This window comes from Sinisalibacter aestuarii, assembly GCF_027923545.1.
Lineage (GTDB): Bacteria > Pseudomonadota > Alphaproteobacteria > Rhodobacterales > Rhodobacteraceae > Sinisalibacter > Sinisalibacter aestuarii.
This window is the reverse complement of record NZ_BROH01000008.1, coordinates 18,113-33,934: the sequence shown is the minus strand read 5'-3', so window position 1 is coordinate 33,934 and position 15,822 is coordinate 18,113. Positions and strand designations below refer to the sequence as shown.

General features: G+C 65.9%; 16 protein-coding genes and 1 tRNA gene. 7 read left to right on the top strand and 10 right to left on the bottom strand.

Annotation, left to right across the window (positions count from 1 at the left end):
* Together QMG28_RS13430 and QMG28_RS13425 are read left to right on the top strand one after the other, a co-directional pair.
* Positions 1-567 carry a peroxidase-related enzyme gene (locus QMG28_RS13430; RefSeq protein WP_281842828.1) on the top strand — a complete coding sequence of 189 codons (567 nt, stop codon included), beginning with the start codon at positions 1-3 and terminating at the stop codon, positions 565-567.
* A 38-nt stretch (positions 568-605) separates the two neighbouring features.
* Complete coding sequence (locus tag QMG28_RS13425) at positions 606-1,529, top strand: OmpA family protein (protein WP_281842827.1); 924 nt, start codon at positions 606-608, stop codon at positions 1,527-1,529.
* A 23-nt stretch (positions 1,530-1,552) separates the two neighbouring features.
* On the opposite strand, the gene QMG28_RS13420 is transcribed toward QMG28_RS13425, so the two are convergent.
* From QMG28_RS13420 to QMG28_RS13395, 6 genes are all read right to left on the bottom strand, one after another.
* Complete coding sequence (locus QMG28_RS13420; RefSeq protein WP_281842826.1) at positions 1,553-1,795, bottom strand: hypothetical protein; 243 nt, start codon at positions 1,793-1,795, stop codon at positions 1,553-1,555.
* A 213-nt stretch (positions 1,796-2,008) separates the two neighbouring features.
* Entirely contained in the window at positions 2,009-2,914 is a 906-nt protein-coding gene (locus QMG28_RS13415; RefSeq protein WP_281842825.1) for a LysR family transcriptional regulator, read from the bottom strand.
* 134 nt (positions 2,915-3,048) lie between these two features.
* Positions 3,049-5,055 carry an NADPH-dependent 2,4-dienoyl-CoA reductase gene (locus tag QMG28_RS13410; protein ID WP_281842824.1) on the bottom strand — a complete coding sequence of 669 codons (2,007 nt, stop codon included), beginning with the start codon at positions 5,053-5,055 and terminating at the stop codon, positions 3,049-3,051.
* A gap of 153 nt (positions 5,056-5,208) precedes the next feature.
* Positions 5,209-5,580: a hypothetical protein gene (locus tag QMG28_RS13405; RefSeq protein WP_281842823.1), complete on the bottom strand. Its 372-nt coding sequence runs from the start codon at positions 5,578-5,580 to the stop codon at positions 5,209-5,211.
* Between the two features lie 9 nt (positions 5,581-5,589).
* Positions 5,590-6,363, bottom strand: a complete 774-nt coding sequence (locus tag QMG28_RS13400; protein WP_281842822.1) for a DUF6478 family protein — start codon at positions 6,361-6,363, stop codon at positions 5,590-5,592.
* A 53-nt stretch (positions 6,364-6,416) separates the two neighbouring features.
* Positions 6,417-7,133 carry a hypothetical protein gene (locus QMG28_RS13395; protein WP_281842821.1) on the bottom strand — a complete coding sequence of 239 codons (717 nt, stop codon included), beginning with the start codon at positions 7,131-7,133 and terminating at the stop codon, positions 6,417-6,419.
* A 122-nt stretch (positions 7,134-7,255) separates the two neighbouring features.
* Between QMG28_RS13395 and QMG28_RS13390 the strand changes: the two genes are divergently transcribed.
* The 3 genes from QMG28_RS13390 to QMG28_RS13380 are packed head-to-tail and all read left to right on the top strand — an operon-like array spanning position 7,256 to position 10,395.
* Entirely contained in the window at positions 7,256-8,176 is a 921-nt protein-coding gene (locus QMG28_RS13390) for a CPBP family intramembrane glutamic endopeptidase (RefSeq protein ID WP_281842820.1), read from the top strand.
* Positions 8,177-8,203: 27 nt separating this feature from the next.
* Positions 8,204-9,124 carry an acetyl-CoA carboxylase, carboxyltransferase subunit beta gene (gene accD / locus QMG28_RS13385; RefSeq protein ID WP_281842819.1) on the top strand — a complete coding sequence of 307 codons (921 nt, stop codon included), beginning with the start codon at positions 8,204-8,206 and terminating at the stop codon, positions 9,122-9,124.
* On the top strand, positions 9,121-10,395 hold the full coding sequence (locus QMG28_RS13380; RefSeq protein ID WP_281842818.1) for a bifunctional folylpolyglutamate synthase/dihydrofolate synthase: 1,275 nt from the start codon (positions 9,121-9,123) through the stop codon (positions 10,393-10,395). Before accD ends, QMG28_RS13380 begins: the two co-directional genes overlap by 4 nt.
* A gap of 547 nt (positions 10,396-10,942) precedes the next feature.
* Here QMG28_RS13380 and zapE read toward each other — a convergent pair.
* Entirely contained in the window at positions 10,943-12,025 is a 1,083-nt protein-coding gene (zapE, locus tag QMG28_RS13375; protein WP_281842817.1) for a cell division protein ZapE, read from the bottom strand.
* A gap of 86 nt (positions 12,026-12,111) precedes the next feature.
* On the opposite strand from zapE, the gene QMG28_RS13370 reads away from it, so the two are divergent.
* Positions 12,112-13,362 (top strand): MFS transporter, encoded by a 1,251-nt coding sequence (locus tag QMG28_RS13370; RefSeq protein ID WP_281842816.1) that lies wholly within the window; start codon positions 12,112-12,114, stop codon positions 13,360-13,362.
* On the opposite strand, the gene QMG28_RS13365 is transcribed toward QMG28_RS13370, so the two are convergent.
* On the bottom strand, positions 13,359-13,817 hold the full coding sequence (locus QMG28_RS13365; RefSeq protein ID WP_281842815.1) for an Lrp/AsnC family transcriptional regulator: 459 nt from the start codon (positions 13,815-13,817) through the stop codon (positions 13,359-13,361). The genes QMG28_RS13370 and QMG28_RS13365 overlap by 4 nt on opposite strands.
* Positions 13,818-13,954: 137 nt before the next feature.
* Between QMG28_RS13365 and ald the strand changes: the two genes are divergently transcribed.
* Complete coding sequence (ald, locus tag QMG28_RS13360) at positions 13,955-15,073, top strand: alanine dehydrogenase (protein WP_281842814.1); 1,119 nt, start codon at positions 13,955-13,957, stop codon at positions 15,071-15,073.
* Between the two features lie 67 nt (positions 15,074-15,140).
* Here ald and QMG28_RS13355 read toward each other — a convergent pair.
* Positions 15,141-15,217 (bottom strand) — tRNA-Met (locus QMG28_RS13355).
* A gap of 164 nt (positions 15,218-15,381) precedes the next feature.
* Positions 15,382-15,813: a large conductance mechanosensitive channel protein MscL gene (gene mscL / locus QMG28_RS13350; protein ID WP_281842813.1), complete on the bottom strand. Its 432-nt coding sequence runs from the start codon at positions 15,811-15,813 to the stop codon at positions 15,382-15,384.
* Between the last annotated feature and the right edge of the window lie 9 nt (positions 15,814-15,822).

Below are 15,822 nucleotides of genomic sequence, written 5' to 3'. Positions count from 1 at the left end.
ATGACCGACAAGATCATGGCGCTCGACCTGCCGCCGGTGGACCCGCTGCCGGAAGACACCCAGGCGTATTTCGACCTCTGCGCCGAAAAGCTCGGCCTCGTCCCCAATGTGCTGCGCGCCTATGCCTTCAGCATCGACAAGCTCAATGCTTTCACCGCGCTCTATAACGAGTTGATGCTGGCGGAGTCGGGCCTCTCGAAGCTTGAGCGCGAAATGATCGCGGTGGTGGTGAGCTCGGTAAACCATTGCTGGTATTGCCTCGTCGCCCACGGCGCGGCGGTGCGCGAGCTGTCGGGCGACCCGAAGCTTGGCGAGGCAATGGCATTGAGCTGGCGCGCGGCGGAGCTGTCGCAGCGGCACCGGGCAATGCTCACTTACGTCGAAAAGCTCACCGAAACGCCGCATAAGATGGAAGCCGCCGACCGTGAGCCTCTGCGAAATGCCGGGTTTTCGGATCGCGACATATGGGATATTGCCAATGTCGCCGGCTTTTTCAACATGTCGAACCGGGTAGCCGCGGCCACCGAGATGCAACCGAACGACGCCTATCACTCACAGGCCAGATGACCTTGGTCAGACTCCATCTTCCCCTCCTCTTTGTCGCCATGCTGGCCCTCGCGCCACTTGCCGGCCATGCTGCGGTGATCTCGCTGCCAAGCGACGCGGAACTGCGCGCCGAGACGGTGGAAGCCGCAGGCACCTATCCGCTGCCCACGGGGCCGTGGCAGGATGGCAGCGGCGTGGCGGCGGAAGCGATTTCCGGCAAGGTCACACGGCAGGCGTGGCGGATCGGCGGCACCGGGCTTTCAAGCTACCAGATCCTGCTCAACCTGCGCGAGCAGCTCATCGACCAGGGCTATGCGATCCGCTTCGAATGCGAGGCTCAGGCCTGTGGCGGCTTCGATTTCCGCTATGGCACCGAAGTGGTCGGCGAGCCGGACATGCATGTGAACCTCGGCGACTTTCACTTCCTGTCGGCCAGCAAGGCGGGCAACGCCCCGGATCACGTGAGCCTGCTGGTCAGCCGGTCGGCTTCGGCGGCCTTCGTGCAACTGGTGCAGGTGGGCGAGCTGGAGGCGGCGCCGGTAGATGTCGAACCGATGACCTCGACCAAGGCCGAACCCGGCACCGCGCTGCCGGCCGAAATCGAGGCCGATATCGGCCCGGCGATGGAACAGGTGGGGCGCTTCGTGCTGGCCGATCTGGTCTTCGCCACCGGCTCGTCCGAGCTGGGGCCGGGCCAGTTCACCTCGCTGTCTGAGCTTGCGAGCTACCTGATCGACCATCCCGCCAGGCGCGTCGCACTGGTCGGCCATACCGATGCCGAGGGCTCGCTTGCGGGCAATATCTCGCTGTCGAAACGCCGCGCCGCTTCGGTGATGGACCGGCTGATCGGTGAATACGGTGTGCCCGCCGCCCAACTGGAGGCGGAAGGCATCGGCTACCTCGCCCCCATCGCGTCGAACCAGACGGATGAAGGCCGCACCCGCAACCGGCGGGTGGAGGCCATCCTGATTTCGACGGAATAGGGCGCGGTCCCTACCGGGCCGGCTCAGCTGGCGTAGGCGATCCCGCGCTTGATCTCCTGGATCACGTATTCGAGGTGCTGGATCGCCTCGACACGGTGGCCGCCCTTGTTGTTGTTGGCCGCCTTCAGCTCTTTCAGCGCCTCCTGGCAATGGGCCAGCGCCTTTTCCATACGTGGCTGCGCGGCAAGTGCCGGGGTCGCCGCCAGGGCCGTGGCGCCGGCTACGATGGCGGTCAGTTCACGGCGATTGAGTTTCGATGCAGACATCTCAGATACCTCGTTTTTTGAAAGGGATTCCCCAATAGGCGCATCAATTTATGCGGGTCGACTCACTGATACAGCCCAAGCATATCACCTATTATCCTGAAAAAACAATGAATTGGGAAAAGTGCCTGGCCCGCGCGGCAAAGCGCCGGGTGGCTGCCACCACCCGGCGTTTCTGTGCGACGTGTAGAAAATCCGGCCTGAAGAGCCCCGATCCTACCAGTTGTCGGGGCCTTTCTCGGTGAACGCATTCACCAGGAAGTCGATGAATGCACGCACCTTCGGCTGGGTGAAGCGGCCCGGCGGGTAGACGGCGTAGATCCCCTGCACATCCTGCGGCAGATCCCGGATCGCGTCCTCCACCAGCCCCTTTTCCATCGCGTCGGCATAGAGGAACGAGGGCAGATAGGCGATGCCGAGCCCGGCGATCGCGGCGTTCAGCAGCGATTGGCCGTCATTCACCGAAAGCCAGCCGGCGGTGCGCACCTGACGCACTTCGCCCGACGGCGCGGGAACCTTCCAGACATTGCCCGAGGATTGGCTCGAATAATGCAGGAGCTTGTGTTCGTTGAGATCGTCGATCCGCTCCGGGCGGCCGTATTTCTGGAAATAGGCCGGGCTGCCGACCATGCGGCGCGTCGTCTCGGCGATCTTGCGGGCGCGCAGCGAGCTGTCTTCCAACTCACCCACGCGGATGGCCATATCGAACCCTTCCGAGATCAGCTCGACATAACGGTTGTTGAGCACCATGTTGACGGTGATGTCGGGGAATTCGCTGAGGAATTCGCCCAGCACGGGCGAAAGGTGGTTCACGCCGAAATCGGTGGCCACCGAGATGCGCAAGAGGCCCGAGGGCGCGGATTGCATCGAGGTGACGAGCGCATCGGCTTCACCGGCATCGTTCAGCACCCGGCGGGCGCGGTCGTAATAGGCAAGGCCGATCTCGGTCGGGCTCACGCGCCGCGTCGTGCGGTTCAGAAGGCGCGCGCCCAAACGGGCCTCAAGCGACGAAACGTGCTTGGAGACGGCGGATTTGGAGATCCCCATTTTTTTAGCAGCGTCCGTGAAACCGCCCTGGTCCACCACTGTGGCGAAGGCTTCCATCTCGGTCAGTCGGTCCATCTTTGATCTTTCTACAGTCTTCGCCCCAACACGGAATTGTATCGCCGTGAATTCGGGCAAGACTGTGGAGCGAAGGCGACGATTGCGCGGTAATTCGGGGGATTGGTTAGGGCCGGGAAACGCTTTTGCGCGCCTCAGAGCCGGGCCGCGAGCCGCACGCCCTGATCAATGGCCCGCTTGGCGTCCAGCTCCGCCGCCACATCGGCGCCGCCGATCACATGGGCCGGGCGCCCGGCGGCGATCAGCGCATCGGCAAGCCCCCGCGCGCTGTCCTGCCCGGCGCAGATCACCACCGTTTCGGCCCCGACGAGCTGCGGCCCGTCCTGCGCCAGCAGGTGCAGGCCCTGCGCGTCGATATGGTCGTAGCTCACGCCGCCGATCATCCGCACGCCCTTGGCACGCAGGCTCGCCCGGTGGATCCAGCCGGTGGTCTTGCCCAGCCCCTTGCCCGGCGCACCGGGCTTGCGCTGCAGGAGCGTCACGTGGCGTGGGCTGGGATGGGGCCGGGGCGCGACAAGACCGCCCGGCACATCCGCGGGGTCGCCCACCCCCCATTCAGCCCGCCAGAGCGCGAGGTTTTCGCTCGGGCTTTCGCCCTCGTGGGTGAGGTATTCGGCCACGTCGAAGCCGATCCCCCCGGCGCCCACGATGGCCACGCTCTTGCCCACCCCGGCGCCGTTCAGCACCTCGATATACGACAGCACCCGCCCGCCCTCGTTCGGGATCGCCGGATCGCGCGGCGTGACCCCGGTGGCGATGATCACCTCGTCGAACCCGGCAAGATCCTCCGCCCGCGCCTCTGTGCCCAGACGAACCTCGATGCCCGCCTTCGCCACCATCGTCTCGAACCAGCGGATAAGCCCATGAAACTCCTCCTTGCCCGGCACCTGCGCGGCAAGATGAAGCTGGCCGCCCAGACGGGCGGATTTCTCAAACAGAACAACGCGATGACCCCGGTCCGCCGCCGTGATCGCGGCCGCCATACCCGCCGGCCCCGCCCCCGCTACGGCGATGCGCTTCGCCGTGTCGGCCGGCATCTCGGGGATCTCGGTTTCATGGCCCGCGCGCGGGTTCACGAGGCAAGAGCTGAGCTTGCCCGAGAAGGTATGGTCGAGGCAGGCCTGATTGCAGGCGATGCAGGGCGCGATCTCGTCGGCGCGGCCCCCGGCGGCCTTGGCCACGAAGTCCGGGTCGGCCAGAAAGGGGCGTGCCATGCTCACCATGTCGGCCACGCCATCGGCGAGCAGCCCCTCGGCCACATCCGGGCTGTTGATCCGGTTCGAGGTGACGAGCGGCAGGCCAACCTGCCCCATCAGCTTCTGGGTCACCCAACCAAAGGCGGCGCGCGGCACACTGGTGGCGATGGTCGGCACCCGCGCCTCGTGCCAGCCGATGCCGGTGTTGAGGATCGTCGCCCCCGCCGCCTCGATGGCATGGGCAAGCTGCACCACCTCGCCGAAGGTGGAGCCGTCGGGCACGAGGTCGATCATCGACAGCCGGTAGATCAGGATGAAATCCTTGCCCACAGCGGCGCGCACCCGGCGCACCACCTCGACCGGCAGGCGCATCCGGTTTTCGTATGGCCCGCCCCATTCATCCTCGCGTTTGTTGGTGTGGCGCACGAGGAACTGGTTGAGGAAATAACCCTCGCTCCCCATGATCTCGACGCCATCGTACCCTGCCTCGCGCGCCAGCACCGCCGCGCGGACGAAATCCGCGATCTGCCGTTCGATCCCCGCCGCATCCAGCGCGCGCGGCGGAAAGGGCGAGATCGGAGATTTGAGCGGCGAGGCGCTCACGCAATCCTTGCCATAGGCGTAGCGGCCCGCATGCAGGATCTGCATCGCGATCTTGCCGCCCTCGTCATGCACCCGGTCGGTGACCAGCCGGTGACTGGCCACGTCCTGCGCGCCCGTCATCGCCGCCGCTCCGGGGAACACCGCCCCCTCCACATTCGGCGCGATGCCGCCGGTGACGATCAGCCCGACCCCGCCCCGCGCGCGGGCGGCGTAATATTCCGCCACCCGGCCCCAATCGCCGCGCTCTTCCAGCCCGGTATGCATCGAGCCCATCAGCACACGGTTTTTCAGCGTGGTGAAGCCAAGGTCGAGCGGGGCCAACAGGTGCGGGTAATCGTGCATGGAATCCTCCCTGCGCCGGACCCTAGAGGAGCGGGCCAGGGCGCGTCATCCACGACGCGGCGTCAGCCTCTTCTTCGTTCTGTAAATACCTGCCGGACGCGTGCCGCCAGAGCCGAGCCCTTGGCATGAGAGGCCGACAACCGGCCCCGCCACTCACATCGTCTCTACGCAATGCCGGCGGAAGGCGCGCTTCAGCATGTCGAGCTCTTCGCGCAGCAGCTCCATCTCGGCGCGAAAGTCCTCCTCGACCGGCTGGCCGGTGACGATGGTGAAGCTCTCCAGCCGCTCTTCGGTGGCCTTGTCGGTGATGACAAAGGTCTGCACCCCCTCCGACAGCAGCTCGATCGGGATCGGCACCCGCACGAGGAATTGCCCCGGCAGGTCAGGGTCTTCGCGCAGGCTCACCCCGGCGATGGGGCGGGCCATATGGCTCACCTCGATCTCGGGGCGCGCCTCGGTGCCGGTCAGCACCCCTTCCCAGACCCCGGCCTGGATGCGCGTCTTGGTCAGTTGCAGCTCGGCCATGATCCTCTCCTAGAGTTCGGCCCGCGGGCGGCGGCTGAAATTCACATCGCGCAGGATCACCTGATTCATCTGCGGACCTTCGAAGATGAGATCGACCCAGGCCGCTTCCACCCGCTTCTCGTTCAGCTTGGTATAGGCCAGATCGAACTCGACGACGATCTCGTCGCTGTCCAGCGGCAGCTCGCGCACCATCTGCTCGGTGTTGGGGCCGTGGCGCACGTTGAGCCGGGCAAAGATTTCCAGCGGATGCTCGGTTTCCACCACCGAGGTCATCCGCACGAGATGCTTGCGCTTCAGCCCGACCACGGCCTCCGGCGGCAGGTCGATCACCAGCGAGAGGAACGAGCCATCGAACTTGAACACGTCCATCTTCAGACCGAACGGCGCAAGGTCGGCCTCACGGGTATTGCGGATCTGGCGCACGGTAAGCTCCGATATCCGGCAATCGTGAAACAGCGTCACCTCGTCGCCGAAGGTGGATTTGGTGAGCGCGGCGGCGATGCCCGGGGGAAAGATCGGCCCGCGCCAGAGCTGCGGCCGCCATGCCCAGTCGGAATGCAGCGGCTTCTGAAAGGCGTTGGAGCCGATCAGCGGCAGGGTGAGGCGGCTATCGGCCACGTAAAGCACCCGGTCGAGCACCTGGCGCAACTCAAGCGCGCGCAGCCTAAGCTGGCGCAACTCCGAAAGCCGCATCCGCATGGCCCGGTCAGCCACATGCCCCCAGCGCCGCATCACGCGGCGGTGCAGGGCACGACTGAGAAATCCGAGAGAGAGAGGGGCCATGATCGGGAATCGCCTGGGGGTTGTTGTTTCCAGTTTTAAGACAAAAGGTTTCTTTAGAGCAAACGATTGAAAAACGATGCCAATCTGCCGCCGCCGCCGGTTTCTGGCACGGTTGCCGCCGGCGGCGCGGAAGCCGGGTTTGCCCGGCGGATCGCCGCGACGAAGGCGCGCGTCAGATCGGCTCCGGCATCGTCGCTCAGGGGCGCGGTGCGGAAGCCCGAGACGGTAAGTGTCACCAGCTTGTCCGCCGTGGCGAAGACCGCGCGCCAGTAATCGCCCGCCATATCGCCGGTGCTGGTGCCGTCGCGGGCATGGACGAGCACCAGCCCGTCCTCGCGCCCGAGATCGACCACCGTCACCTCCCCCACCCCATCCGCCCGCGCCAGCGCGGCGCGGCCATCGTCGGTGGCGAGATAGGCGGTCATCCGGTCGAGCGTGGCGTCGTCCAGCGGGTCGCTCAGCGGGGTAACCGAGGCGGTGAGGATTGCCGGGGCCTTCGGTTTCGCGTCGCGCGGGTTGCCCGAGATCACGGCGCAGCTTCCCAGCATGGCAAAGGCGCTCTCCGCGCTGTCGCGGGTGCCGCCCGGATCAATGCAAAAGCCCCGCGGCCCGGCGATGGTAAAGCTCTTCGCCATCACCTGAACGCTGGCCGGCGCATGGGCATCGGTGCCGCCCGTCCCGCCGCCAAACGGGCCGCCGCCGTTCATGCATCCCGACAGAACCGCGCCCGCCAGTGCGAGGCCCAACCAGCGCCCGATCGCCATTGTCACCGCAACCTCTCCAAACTCGTGTCACTTCTGGTAGGCGAGCAAACCGCGCGGTGCAAGCCGGCAAGGCGCTGGACGGCACCGGGCGCGGGGCGGTATCAGGTCGCAGCCACCCGGAGCAGAGCATGACACATCCCCCCTTCTGGCAGCCCGCATTGGCGCGCAATCAGATCTGGCGCAGCGCGCTGGGAACCGTGCTGATCTTCGCTGTGTGGGTGGCGGCCTCGTTCGGGGCGATCACCGGCGGCGCCGCGCTCATCGGTCGCCCGGTCTGGGAGGTCGCGCGGGGCAACGATCCGGCCAGCGCCGCCGCCTTCTTCGCCAGCTTCATCGGCTTTCACATCGCTCTGGCCATCGTGCTGCCGCTCCTGCACCGGCGCCGCTACCGCAGCCTGTTCGGCCCAGAAGGGCGGCTGAACCCCGCCCATCTCTGGCGCGGCGCGGCGGTGACGTTGGGGATCGCCACCGTGCTTTACGCGCTCATCGCCGTCGAGCACGCGGTTCTGCCCGCCGGCGTCTCGCCACCGCTGGAGCTGAACCTGCCGCCCGCCACATGGGCACTGATCCTGCTGCCGGCGCTCGCGCTCATCTTCCTGCAGGTCCTCGCCGAAGAAGCGGTGTTTCGGGGTTACCTGCTGCAACAGCTCCGCGCCCGGTTCCGCTCGCCGCTGATCTGGGCCGTGGCGCCCTCGCTCCTGTTCGGCCTTTTGCATTTCGACGCCACCACCTACGGCACGATCAACGCCGCCGCCTATGTGCTCAACGCCACGCTCATGGGCACCTTCGCCGCCTTCGTGACGCTGCGCACCGGCAATCTCGCCGCCGCCATTGGCCTGCATTTCGGCAACAACGCGGCGCTGGCGGCCATCGGGCTCAAGGGCAACCTGGCCGGCTTCTCGCTCTTCGTCGTCGAGATGGAACTCAGGAGCGGCTACGCCACCTATTCGATCCTGACGCAGACCGCCGCGATGGCCGTGATCTTCGCGCTGTGGTGGCGCTGGATGGCCCGCCACCGCCCGATTGCAAATAGCGGCGACGCGGCTTAGGTAGGGCCAAGCAGACGAGGACCAACGATGAACTGGATTTCCAACTACGTCCGGCCCCGGATCAACTCGCTCTTCTCGCGCCGCGAAGTGCCCGAGAACCTGTGGATCAAGTGCCCCGAATGCGGGCAGATGCTGTTCCACCGCGAGCTTGAGCAAAACCTGAATGTCTGTTCCTCCTGTGAGCATCACATGGCGATCACCCCGCGCGACCGGTTCGCCGCACTGTTCGATGGCGGGATCTTTTCCGAGATCGACGTGCCCGTGCCGGTCGCCGATCCGCTGCATTTCAAGGATCAGAAACGCTATCCCGACCGGATGAAGGCCGCCCAGAAGGCGACCGGCGAGAAAGAGGCGATGCTGGTGGCCGAGGGCGAGATCGGGCGCACGCCGATCGTGGCCGCGGCGCAGGATTTCGCCTTCATGGGCGGCTCGATGGGCATGTATGTGGGCAACGCGATCATCGCCGCCGCCGAGCGCGCGGTGAAGCTGAAGCGCCCGCTGGTGCTGTTTTCCGCCGCTGGCGGGGCGCGGATGCAGGAGGGGATTCTCTCGCTCATGCAGATGCCCCGCACCACCGTGGCGGTCGAGATGGTGCGCGAGGCGGGGCTGCCTTATATCGTCGTGCTGACCCACCCCACCACCGGCGGGGTGACGGCAAGCTATGCGATGCTGGGCGACGTGCATATCGCCGAGCCCAACGCGCTGATCTGTTTCGCAGGCCCCCGCGTGATCGAACAGACGATCCGCGAAAAGCTGCCCGAGGGCTTCCAGCGCGCCGAATACCTGCTCGACCACGGGATGCTCGACCGGGTGACCCACCGCAAGGCGATCAAGGACGAACTCGTCATCATCCTGCGGATGCTCATGCGCGACACACCGGCGGTGAAGGGCGATCTGCCCGCGCCGCTGCCCGCCCCCGCCCCTGCCGAAGAGGCCGCGAAAGAGTGAGCGCCCCCGGCTCCGACATCATCCTCGACCGGATGATGGCGCTTCATCCCAAGGTGATCGACCTGACGCTGGACCGTGTCTGGCGGCTGCTCGCGGCTGTCGGCCACCCCGAACGCCGCCTGCCGCCGGTGATCCATATCGCCGGCACCAACGGCAAGGGGTCCACGCTCTCGATGATCCGCGCCGGGCTGGAAGGGGATGGCAAGCGGGTCCATGCCTATACCAGCCCGCATCTGGCGCGGTTTCACGAGCGGATCCGGCTTGCGGGCGAGCTGATTTCCGAAGCCGCGCTGACGGAAGTGCTCGACAGGTGCTACGCCGCCAATGACGGCGGCAACATCACCTATTTCGAGATCACCACCGTTGCCGCGCTGATGGCCTTCGCCGAGACACCGGCCGATTACACGCTGCTCGAAGTCGGGCTTGGCGGACGGCTCGACGCCACCAACGTGGTGGACAAGCCGGCGCTGACGATCATCACCCCCGTCTCCATCGACCACACCCAGTTTCTCGGCGAGACGCTGGAGGCGATTGCGGGCGAGAAGGCCGGGATCATCAAGCCGGGTGTGCCGGTGATCGTCGGGCGGCAGGAAGAGGCGGCGCTGGAGGTGATCGAGGCGCGGGCGGCAAAGCTCGGCGCGCCGATGATTGCCCACGGGCAGCACTGGCATGTCTGGGAAGAACACGGGCGGCTGGTGTTTCAGGACGAAACCGGCTTGCTCGATCTGCCGATGCCCGCCCTGATCGGCGAGCACCAGGTGGACAATGCCGGGATGGCGCTGGCGGCGCTGCGCGCACTCGGCTACGGCGAAGCGGCCTGCGCCGCGGCGATGACCGATGTGACCTGGCCCGCGCGGATGCAGCGTCTGCGCCACGGCCCGCTGGTCGAGGCGGCGGGCGCGGCGGAGCTTTGGCTCGATGGCGGGCACAACCCGGCGGCGGGCGAGATGCTGGCGCGGGTGCTGGCCCGCCTGCCCGACCGGCCCACGCACCTGATCTGCGGCATGCTCAACACCAAGGACGTGGCCGGGTTCATGCGCCCGCTCGCACCCCATGCCGCCACGCTCACCGCCGTTTCGATCCCCGGCGAAGCGGCAACGCTGCCGGCGGAAGAGACCGCCCGGATCGCCGCGGCCGCGGGGATCGGGAGCGGCACGGCGCCGGACGTGGCCAGCGCCATCGCTGCGATTACCGCCGATCATCCGCAGGCGCGGCTGCTGATTTGCGGCTCGCTCTACCTCGCCGGACAGGTGCTTCGCGAGAACGGCTGACGCGCCCTTCTGCGCGTGGATCCGCCGCATTCCGTTCGTGATCACAAGAAAAAAATTTCGCCGCCCGCACGCCACACGCCCAGAAAAGCGACTCAACCCATTGGCGCGACTCAATTTTTGGCGCATTAGGGCAATTTTCATCTTCGTCAACCCATTATATTGACGAATTCAAGCACTTCAGTCTAAATGTTGACATATCGAATTAACGGGTGGCTAACCAAAAACGGCACCAACCTGTCGAGCAGGACAGGGGATAGGGGGACACAAGAAGGTTCGGCGGTTCACGAGCGTATTCCCGAAATTTGTGATCACAAAATCACCGATATACGCCCACACCAGACGAACCAACGGCATCGAAGCTTCGAAGCGATCGACACAGGCCATAACAGGATCGCAGGGGCCGAGAACGAAAGCGCCGTCAGGGGCGCAGCGAATACCGGCGGGGTCGCTCTGATCGCGCCACTTCAGACACCGGGCTGTCGTCTCCCATAAAAGACCCGGAAAGGTGCACCTGCCGCCCCGGCCCCTCGCCGGGGCGGTTTTCTGTTCAGCGCGCCCAATCCGCCGATTGCATCTCGCGCAGCCGCGAGGCGGTGCGCTCGAACTCGAAGCTCCCCTCGCCCTCGATATAGAGATATTCCGGCTCCGCCGCCGCCGAGGCGATCAGGCGCACATGAGCCTCGTACAGCGCGTCGATCAGCGTCACGAACCGGCGCGCCTCGTTGAAATTGCCGCGCCCCAGCGCCGGGATGTTTTCAAGGATCAGCATCCGCACCGCCTCGGCGATGGCGAGGTAATCGGCCGGGCCATGCGGCCTGGCGCAGAGATCGTAGAAGCTTGCCCGCGCCACACCGGAGCAAACGGCAGGCAGCTCCACCTCACGCCCCTTCACCGTCAGCACCAGCGGGCGCGGCTGGCCATGATTGGTGAAGCTCTTCCAGATCGCGTCGATCCCGGCCTGCGCCTCGGGGCCAAGCGGGGTGAAATAGGTCTGCGCACCCGCCAGCCGGTTTTGCCGGTAATCCTTCGGGCTCACCAGCTCATGCACCACGAGCCGCTCACGGATCATGTCGATGAAGGGCAGAAAAAGCTGGCGGTTGAGCCCGTTCTTGTAAAGCTCTTCCGGCGGACGGTTGGAGGTGGTGATCACCACCACCCCGGCCTCGAACAGCTTCTCGAACAGCCGCCCGACGATCATCGCATCGGTGATATCGGTGATCTGCATCTCGTCGAGCGCCAGCAGGCGCACGCCTTTCACCAGCTTCTCGGCCACCGGCGCCAGCGCATCCGCGACGCCGTTCGCGCGGGCCGCGTGCATCCCCGTATGCACCTCCTGCATCAGCGCATGAAAATGCACCCGCCGCTTGTCGGGAATATCCAGATGGCCGACGAACAGGTCCATCAGCATCGACTTGCCGCGCCCCACGCCCCCCCAGAGATACAGCCCCTGCGGCACCTCCTGCGGCTTGTGAAACAGCCCGCCGAGAATGCCCTTGCGCTTCAGCCTGGTGGTTTCGAGGTGATGGCGGATGTCTTCGAGCATCGGCAGAACCGCCTCCTGCGCCGGGTCGGGGTGCAGGGCGCCATCCGCCACGCGGGCGGCATAGATTTCGGCAATCGTCTCGCTCATGCTCCACGCATACAAGCCGCGCCGGCGGTTGAAAAGCGATTGACGGGGCAGGGCTTATCGCCGAGCGTGCCGCGACGGAGAATATCATGAACAGCGCGCGCCTTGTCACGCCGGTGCTCTTCACCGGCTCTCTCATTCTGATGCTGAGTTTTGCCGTTCGGGCGAGCTTCGGGGTGTTCCAGATCCCTATCGCCAGCGAGTTCGGCTGGGCACGGGCGGAGTTCTCGCTCGCCATCGCCATCCAGAACCTCGCCTGGGGCATCGGCCAGCCGATCTTCGGCGCCCTCGCCGAAAAGCTGGGCGACCGGCGCGCGATCATCCTCGGTGCGCTGCTCTATGCCGGTGGGCTGGTGGCCTCGGCCTACGCCGTCACCCCGCTTCAGCACCAGATGCTGGAAGTTGCCGTGGGCTTTGGCATCGCCGGCACCGGCTTTGGGGTGATCCTGGCCGTGGTCGGGCGCGCCGCCTCGGACCGGCACCGCTCGATGGCACTCGCGGTCGCGACGGCAGCCGGCTCGGCGGGCCAGGTGGTTGGCGCCCCGCTGGCGGAATGGTTGCTCTCACTGATGCCCTGGCAACAGGTGTTTTTCATCTTCGCCGCCGTGATCCTCGGCAGCCTGCTCCTGCTGCCGATGATGCGCACGCCCACCACCGCCAACAAGGCGGAGCTGGAGGAGAGCCTCGGCACGGTGCTGAAAACGGCCTTCCGCGACCCGTCCTACACGATGATCTTTCTCGGCTTCTTCTCCTGCGGCTATCAGCTTGCCTTCATCACCGCCCATTTCCCCGCCTTCGTCACCGAGATGTGCGGCGCGATCGACCCGTCGGGCACGCTCGCCTCGCTCGGCGTGGCGACCACCTCTGCGCTCGGCGCGGTCTCGATCTCGCTGATCGGGCTCGCCAACATCGCGGGCACGCTGGCGGCGGGGGCACTTGGCAACCGGCTGCCGAAGAAATACCTGCTCGCCGGAATCTACGCCGCGCGCACGGTGATTGCGGCGCTGTTCATCATCTTTCCGATCACCCCCACCAGCGTGGTGCTGTTCTCGATCTCGATGGGCAGCCTCTGGCTTGCCACCGTGCCTCTCACCTCTGGCCTCATCGCGCATATCTACGGGCTGCGCTACATGGGCACGCTCTATGGCATCGTCTTTTTCTCGCACCAGCTCGGCAGTTTCCTCGGCGTCTGGCTGGGCGGCCGGATGTATGACCTGACCGGGGATTACACCTTCGTCTGGTGGATCGGCGTCGGCGTGGGCACCTTCTCGGCGCTGATCCACCTGCCGATCCGCGAAAAGCCGCTCGACCGCGGGCCGGATGGCCTTGCCGCCGCCTAGACCGGCAGCGCCGTGGTTTTGAACACCGTGCGCAGCGCGAAGCTCGATTGCATCCCCAGCACACCGGGCAACCGGGCGAGCTTCTGGCGGTGGATACGGGCGAAATCGTCGGTATCCTGCGCCACGACCTTCAGCAGATAATCGGACTTGCCCGCCATCAGGTGGCATTCCAGCACTTCCGGCACCCGGGCCACCTCGCGCTCGAAGGCGTCGAGCAATTCGTCGGCCTGGCCCGACAGGGTGATTTCGACAAAGGCAGTGGTGGGCAGCCCGATCCGGCGCGGATTCACCAGTGCGACGTAATCGCTGATATAGCCCTCTTTCTCCAGCCGCTGCACCCGCCGGTGGCAGGCCGAGGCCGAGAGATTGACCCGTTCGGAAAGATCGGCGTTCGACATTCGACCGCTCTTTTGCAGAACGGTCAGAATACGGCGGTCCATGCTATCCAAATCCATGTTTGGTGAAGATCCTTTCAATCGGCTGCAGATTTTTCGAAGTTTTCACCACAGGCCATGCCCGCGGATCGCAATATTGTCAAAGCATTTGCGCAAATTCCGGCGCAGATTGGCGGCAGAAGGAAAGGGAGGTTTTCATGCTCATCGGTTGCCCGAAAGAAATCAAACCACAGGAGTTCCGCGTCGGCCTCACGCCACGCGCCGCCGCCGAAGTGATCGCACACGGCCACGCGGTGCTGGTCGAGACCGGCGCGGGAAACGGTGCCGGCTTCACCGACGACGATTACCGCGCGGTCGGCGCGCAGGTGGCGGAGACAGCGCAGGAGGTCTTCGCCCGCGCCGAGCTCGTCGTGAAGGTGAAGGAGCCACAGGCCGGCGAACGCAAGATGCTGCGCGAGGGACAGGTGCTGTTTACCTACCTCCACCTCGCGCCCGACCCGGAACAAACCCGGGATCTGCTGGCGAGCGGCGTGACCGCAATCGCCTATGAAACGGTCACCGATCCCGACGGGCGGCTGCCCTTGCTCGCGCCGATGTCGGAAGTCGCCGGCAAGCTGGCGCCGCAGGTCGGCGCCTGGACACTGCAGAAGGCCAATGGCGGGCGCGGCGTGCTGATGGGCGGCGTGCCCGGCGTCGGCCCGGCGAAAGTGGTCGTGATCGGTGGCGGCGTGGTCGGCACGCAAGCCGCCCGGGTGGCCGCCGGCATGGGCGCCGATGTGACGGTGCTCGACAAGTCGCTCACCCGCCTGCGCCAGCTCGATGACGGCTTCCGCCAGGAATTTTCCACCGGCTTCACCTCCTCCGGCCTCACCGCCGAACTGGTGGCCGGCGCCGATATGGTGATCGGGGCGGTGCTGGTGCCCGGCGCCGCCGCGCCCAGGGTCGTCACCCGCGAGATGCTGGGCACGATGAAGCCAGGCGCCGCGCTGGTGGACGTGGCCATCGACCAGGGCGGTTGCTTCGAGACCAGCCACGCCACCACCCATGAAGACCCGACCTACGAGGTGGACGGGATCATGCACTACTGCGTGGCCAACATGCCCGGCGCCGTCGCCCGCACCTCGACGCTGGCGCTCGGCAATGCCACCCTGCCCTTCCTGCTGGCGCTGGCCGACAAGGGCTGGCGGCAGGCCTGCGAAGACGATCCCCACCTGCTCGACGGGCTGAACGTCCATGCCGGGCAGCTCACCTGCTACCCGGTGGGCATGGCGCAGGGGATTGACGTGATCTCGGCAAAACTGGCTTTGGGGAGGTAAGGCCGGGTGGGGGCTCTGCCCCCACACCCCCGGGATATTTCCGGCAAGATGAAGGGGGGAGATCCGGTGGTAGCGTGGGGCGGACTTGAACCGCCGACCCCAGCATTATGAGTGCTGTGCTCTAACCAGCTGAGCTACCACGCCATTCACCGTGAAGGGGCAGATAGCCCTGCGCGCCGCGCGTGTCAACGCGGAAATCGCCGGATTTGTTTCGGGATCGCGCCGCGGGCCGCGATCGGTCCGGCGCCCGGCAGCGGGCACCAAAAAGGGGACGGCGGGCCGTCCCCTTCCGATAGTCCGGGCGCCATTTATTTGGCGGCGAGCGAGTCGCGGATTTCTTTGAGCAGGTCGATCTCCGAGGGGCCTGCGGGCGCCTCGGGCGCGGCCTCTTCCTTCTTCACGGCGGCGTCTTTCACCTTGTTCACGTAGCGCACCAGCATGAACACCACGAAGGCGATGATCAGGAAATTGATGATCGCCATGATGAACGAGCCATAGGCAAACACCGCCGCCCCGGCTTCGCGCGCCGCTTCGAGCGAGGCGCCGTCGGTCACGTCGCCCGACAGGACGGCATAGTTGTTGGTGAAGTCGAGCCCACCGGTGAACAGCCCGATGATCGGGTTGATCAGGTCAGTGACCAGCGAAGTGACGATGGCCGTGAACGCCGCGCCGATGATGATCCCGACGGCCATGTCCATGACATTGCCCTTGGCGATGAAATCTTTGAATTCTTTAAGCATTGCTGTCCC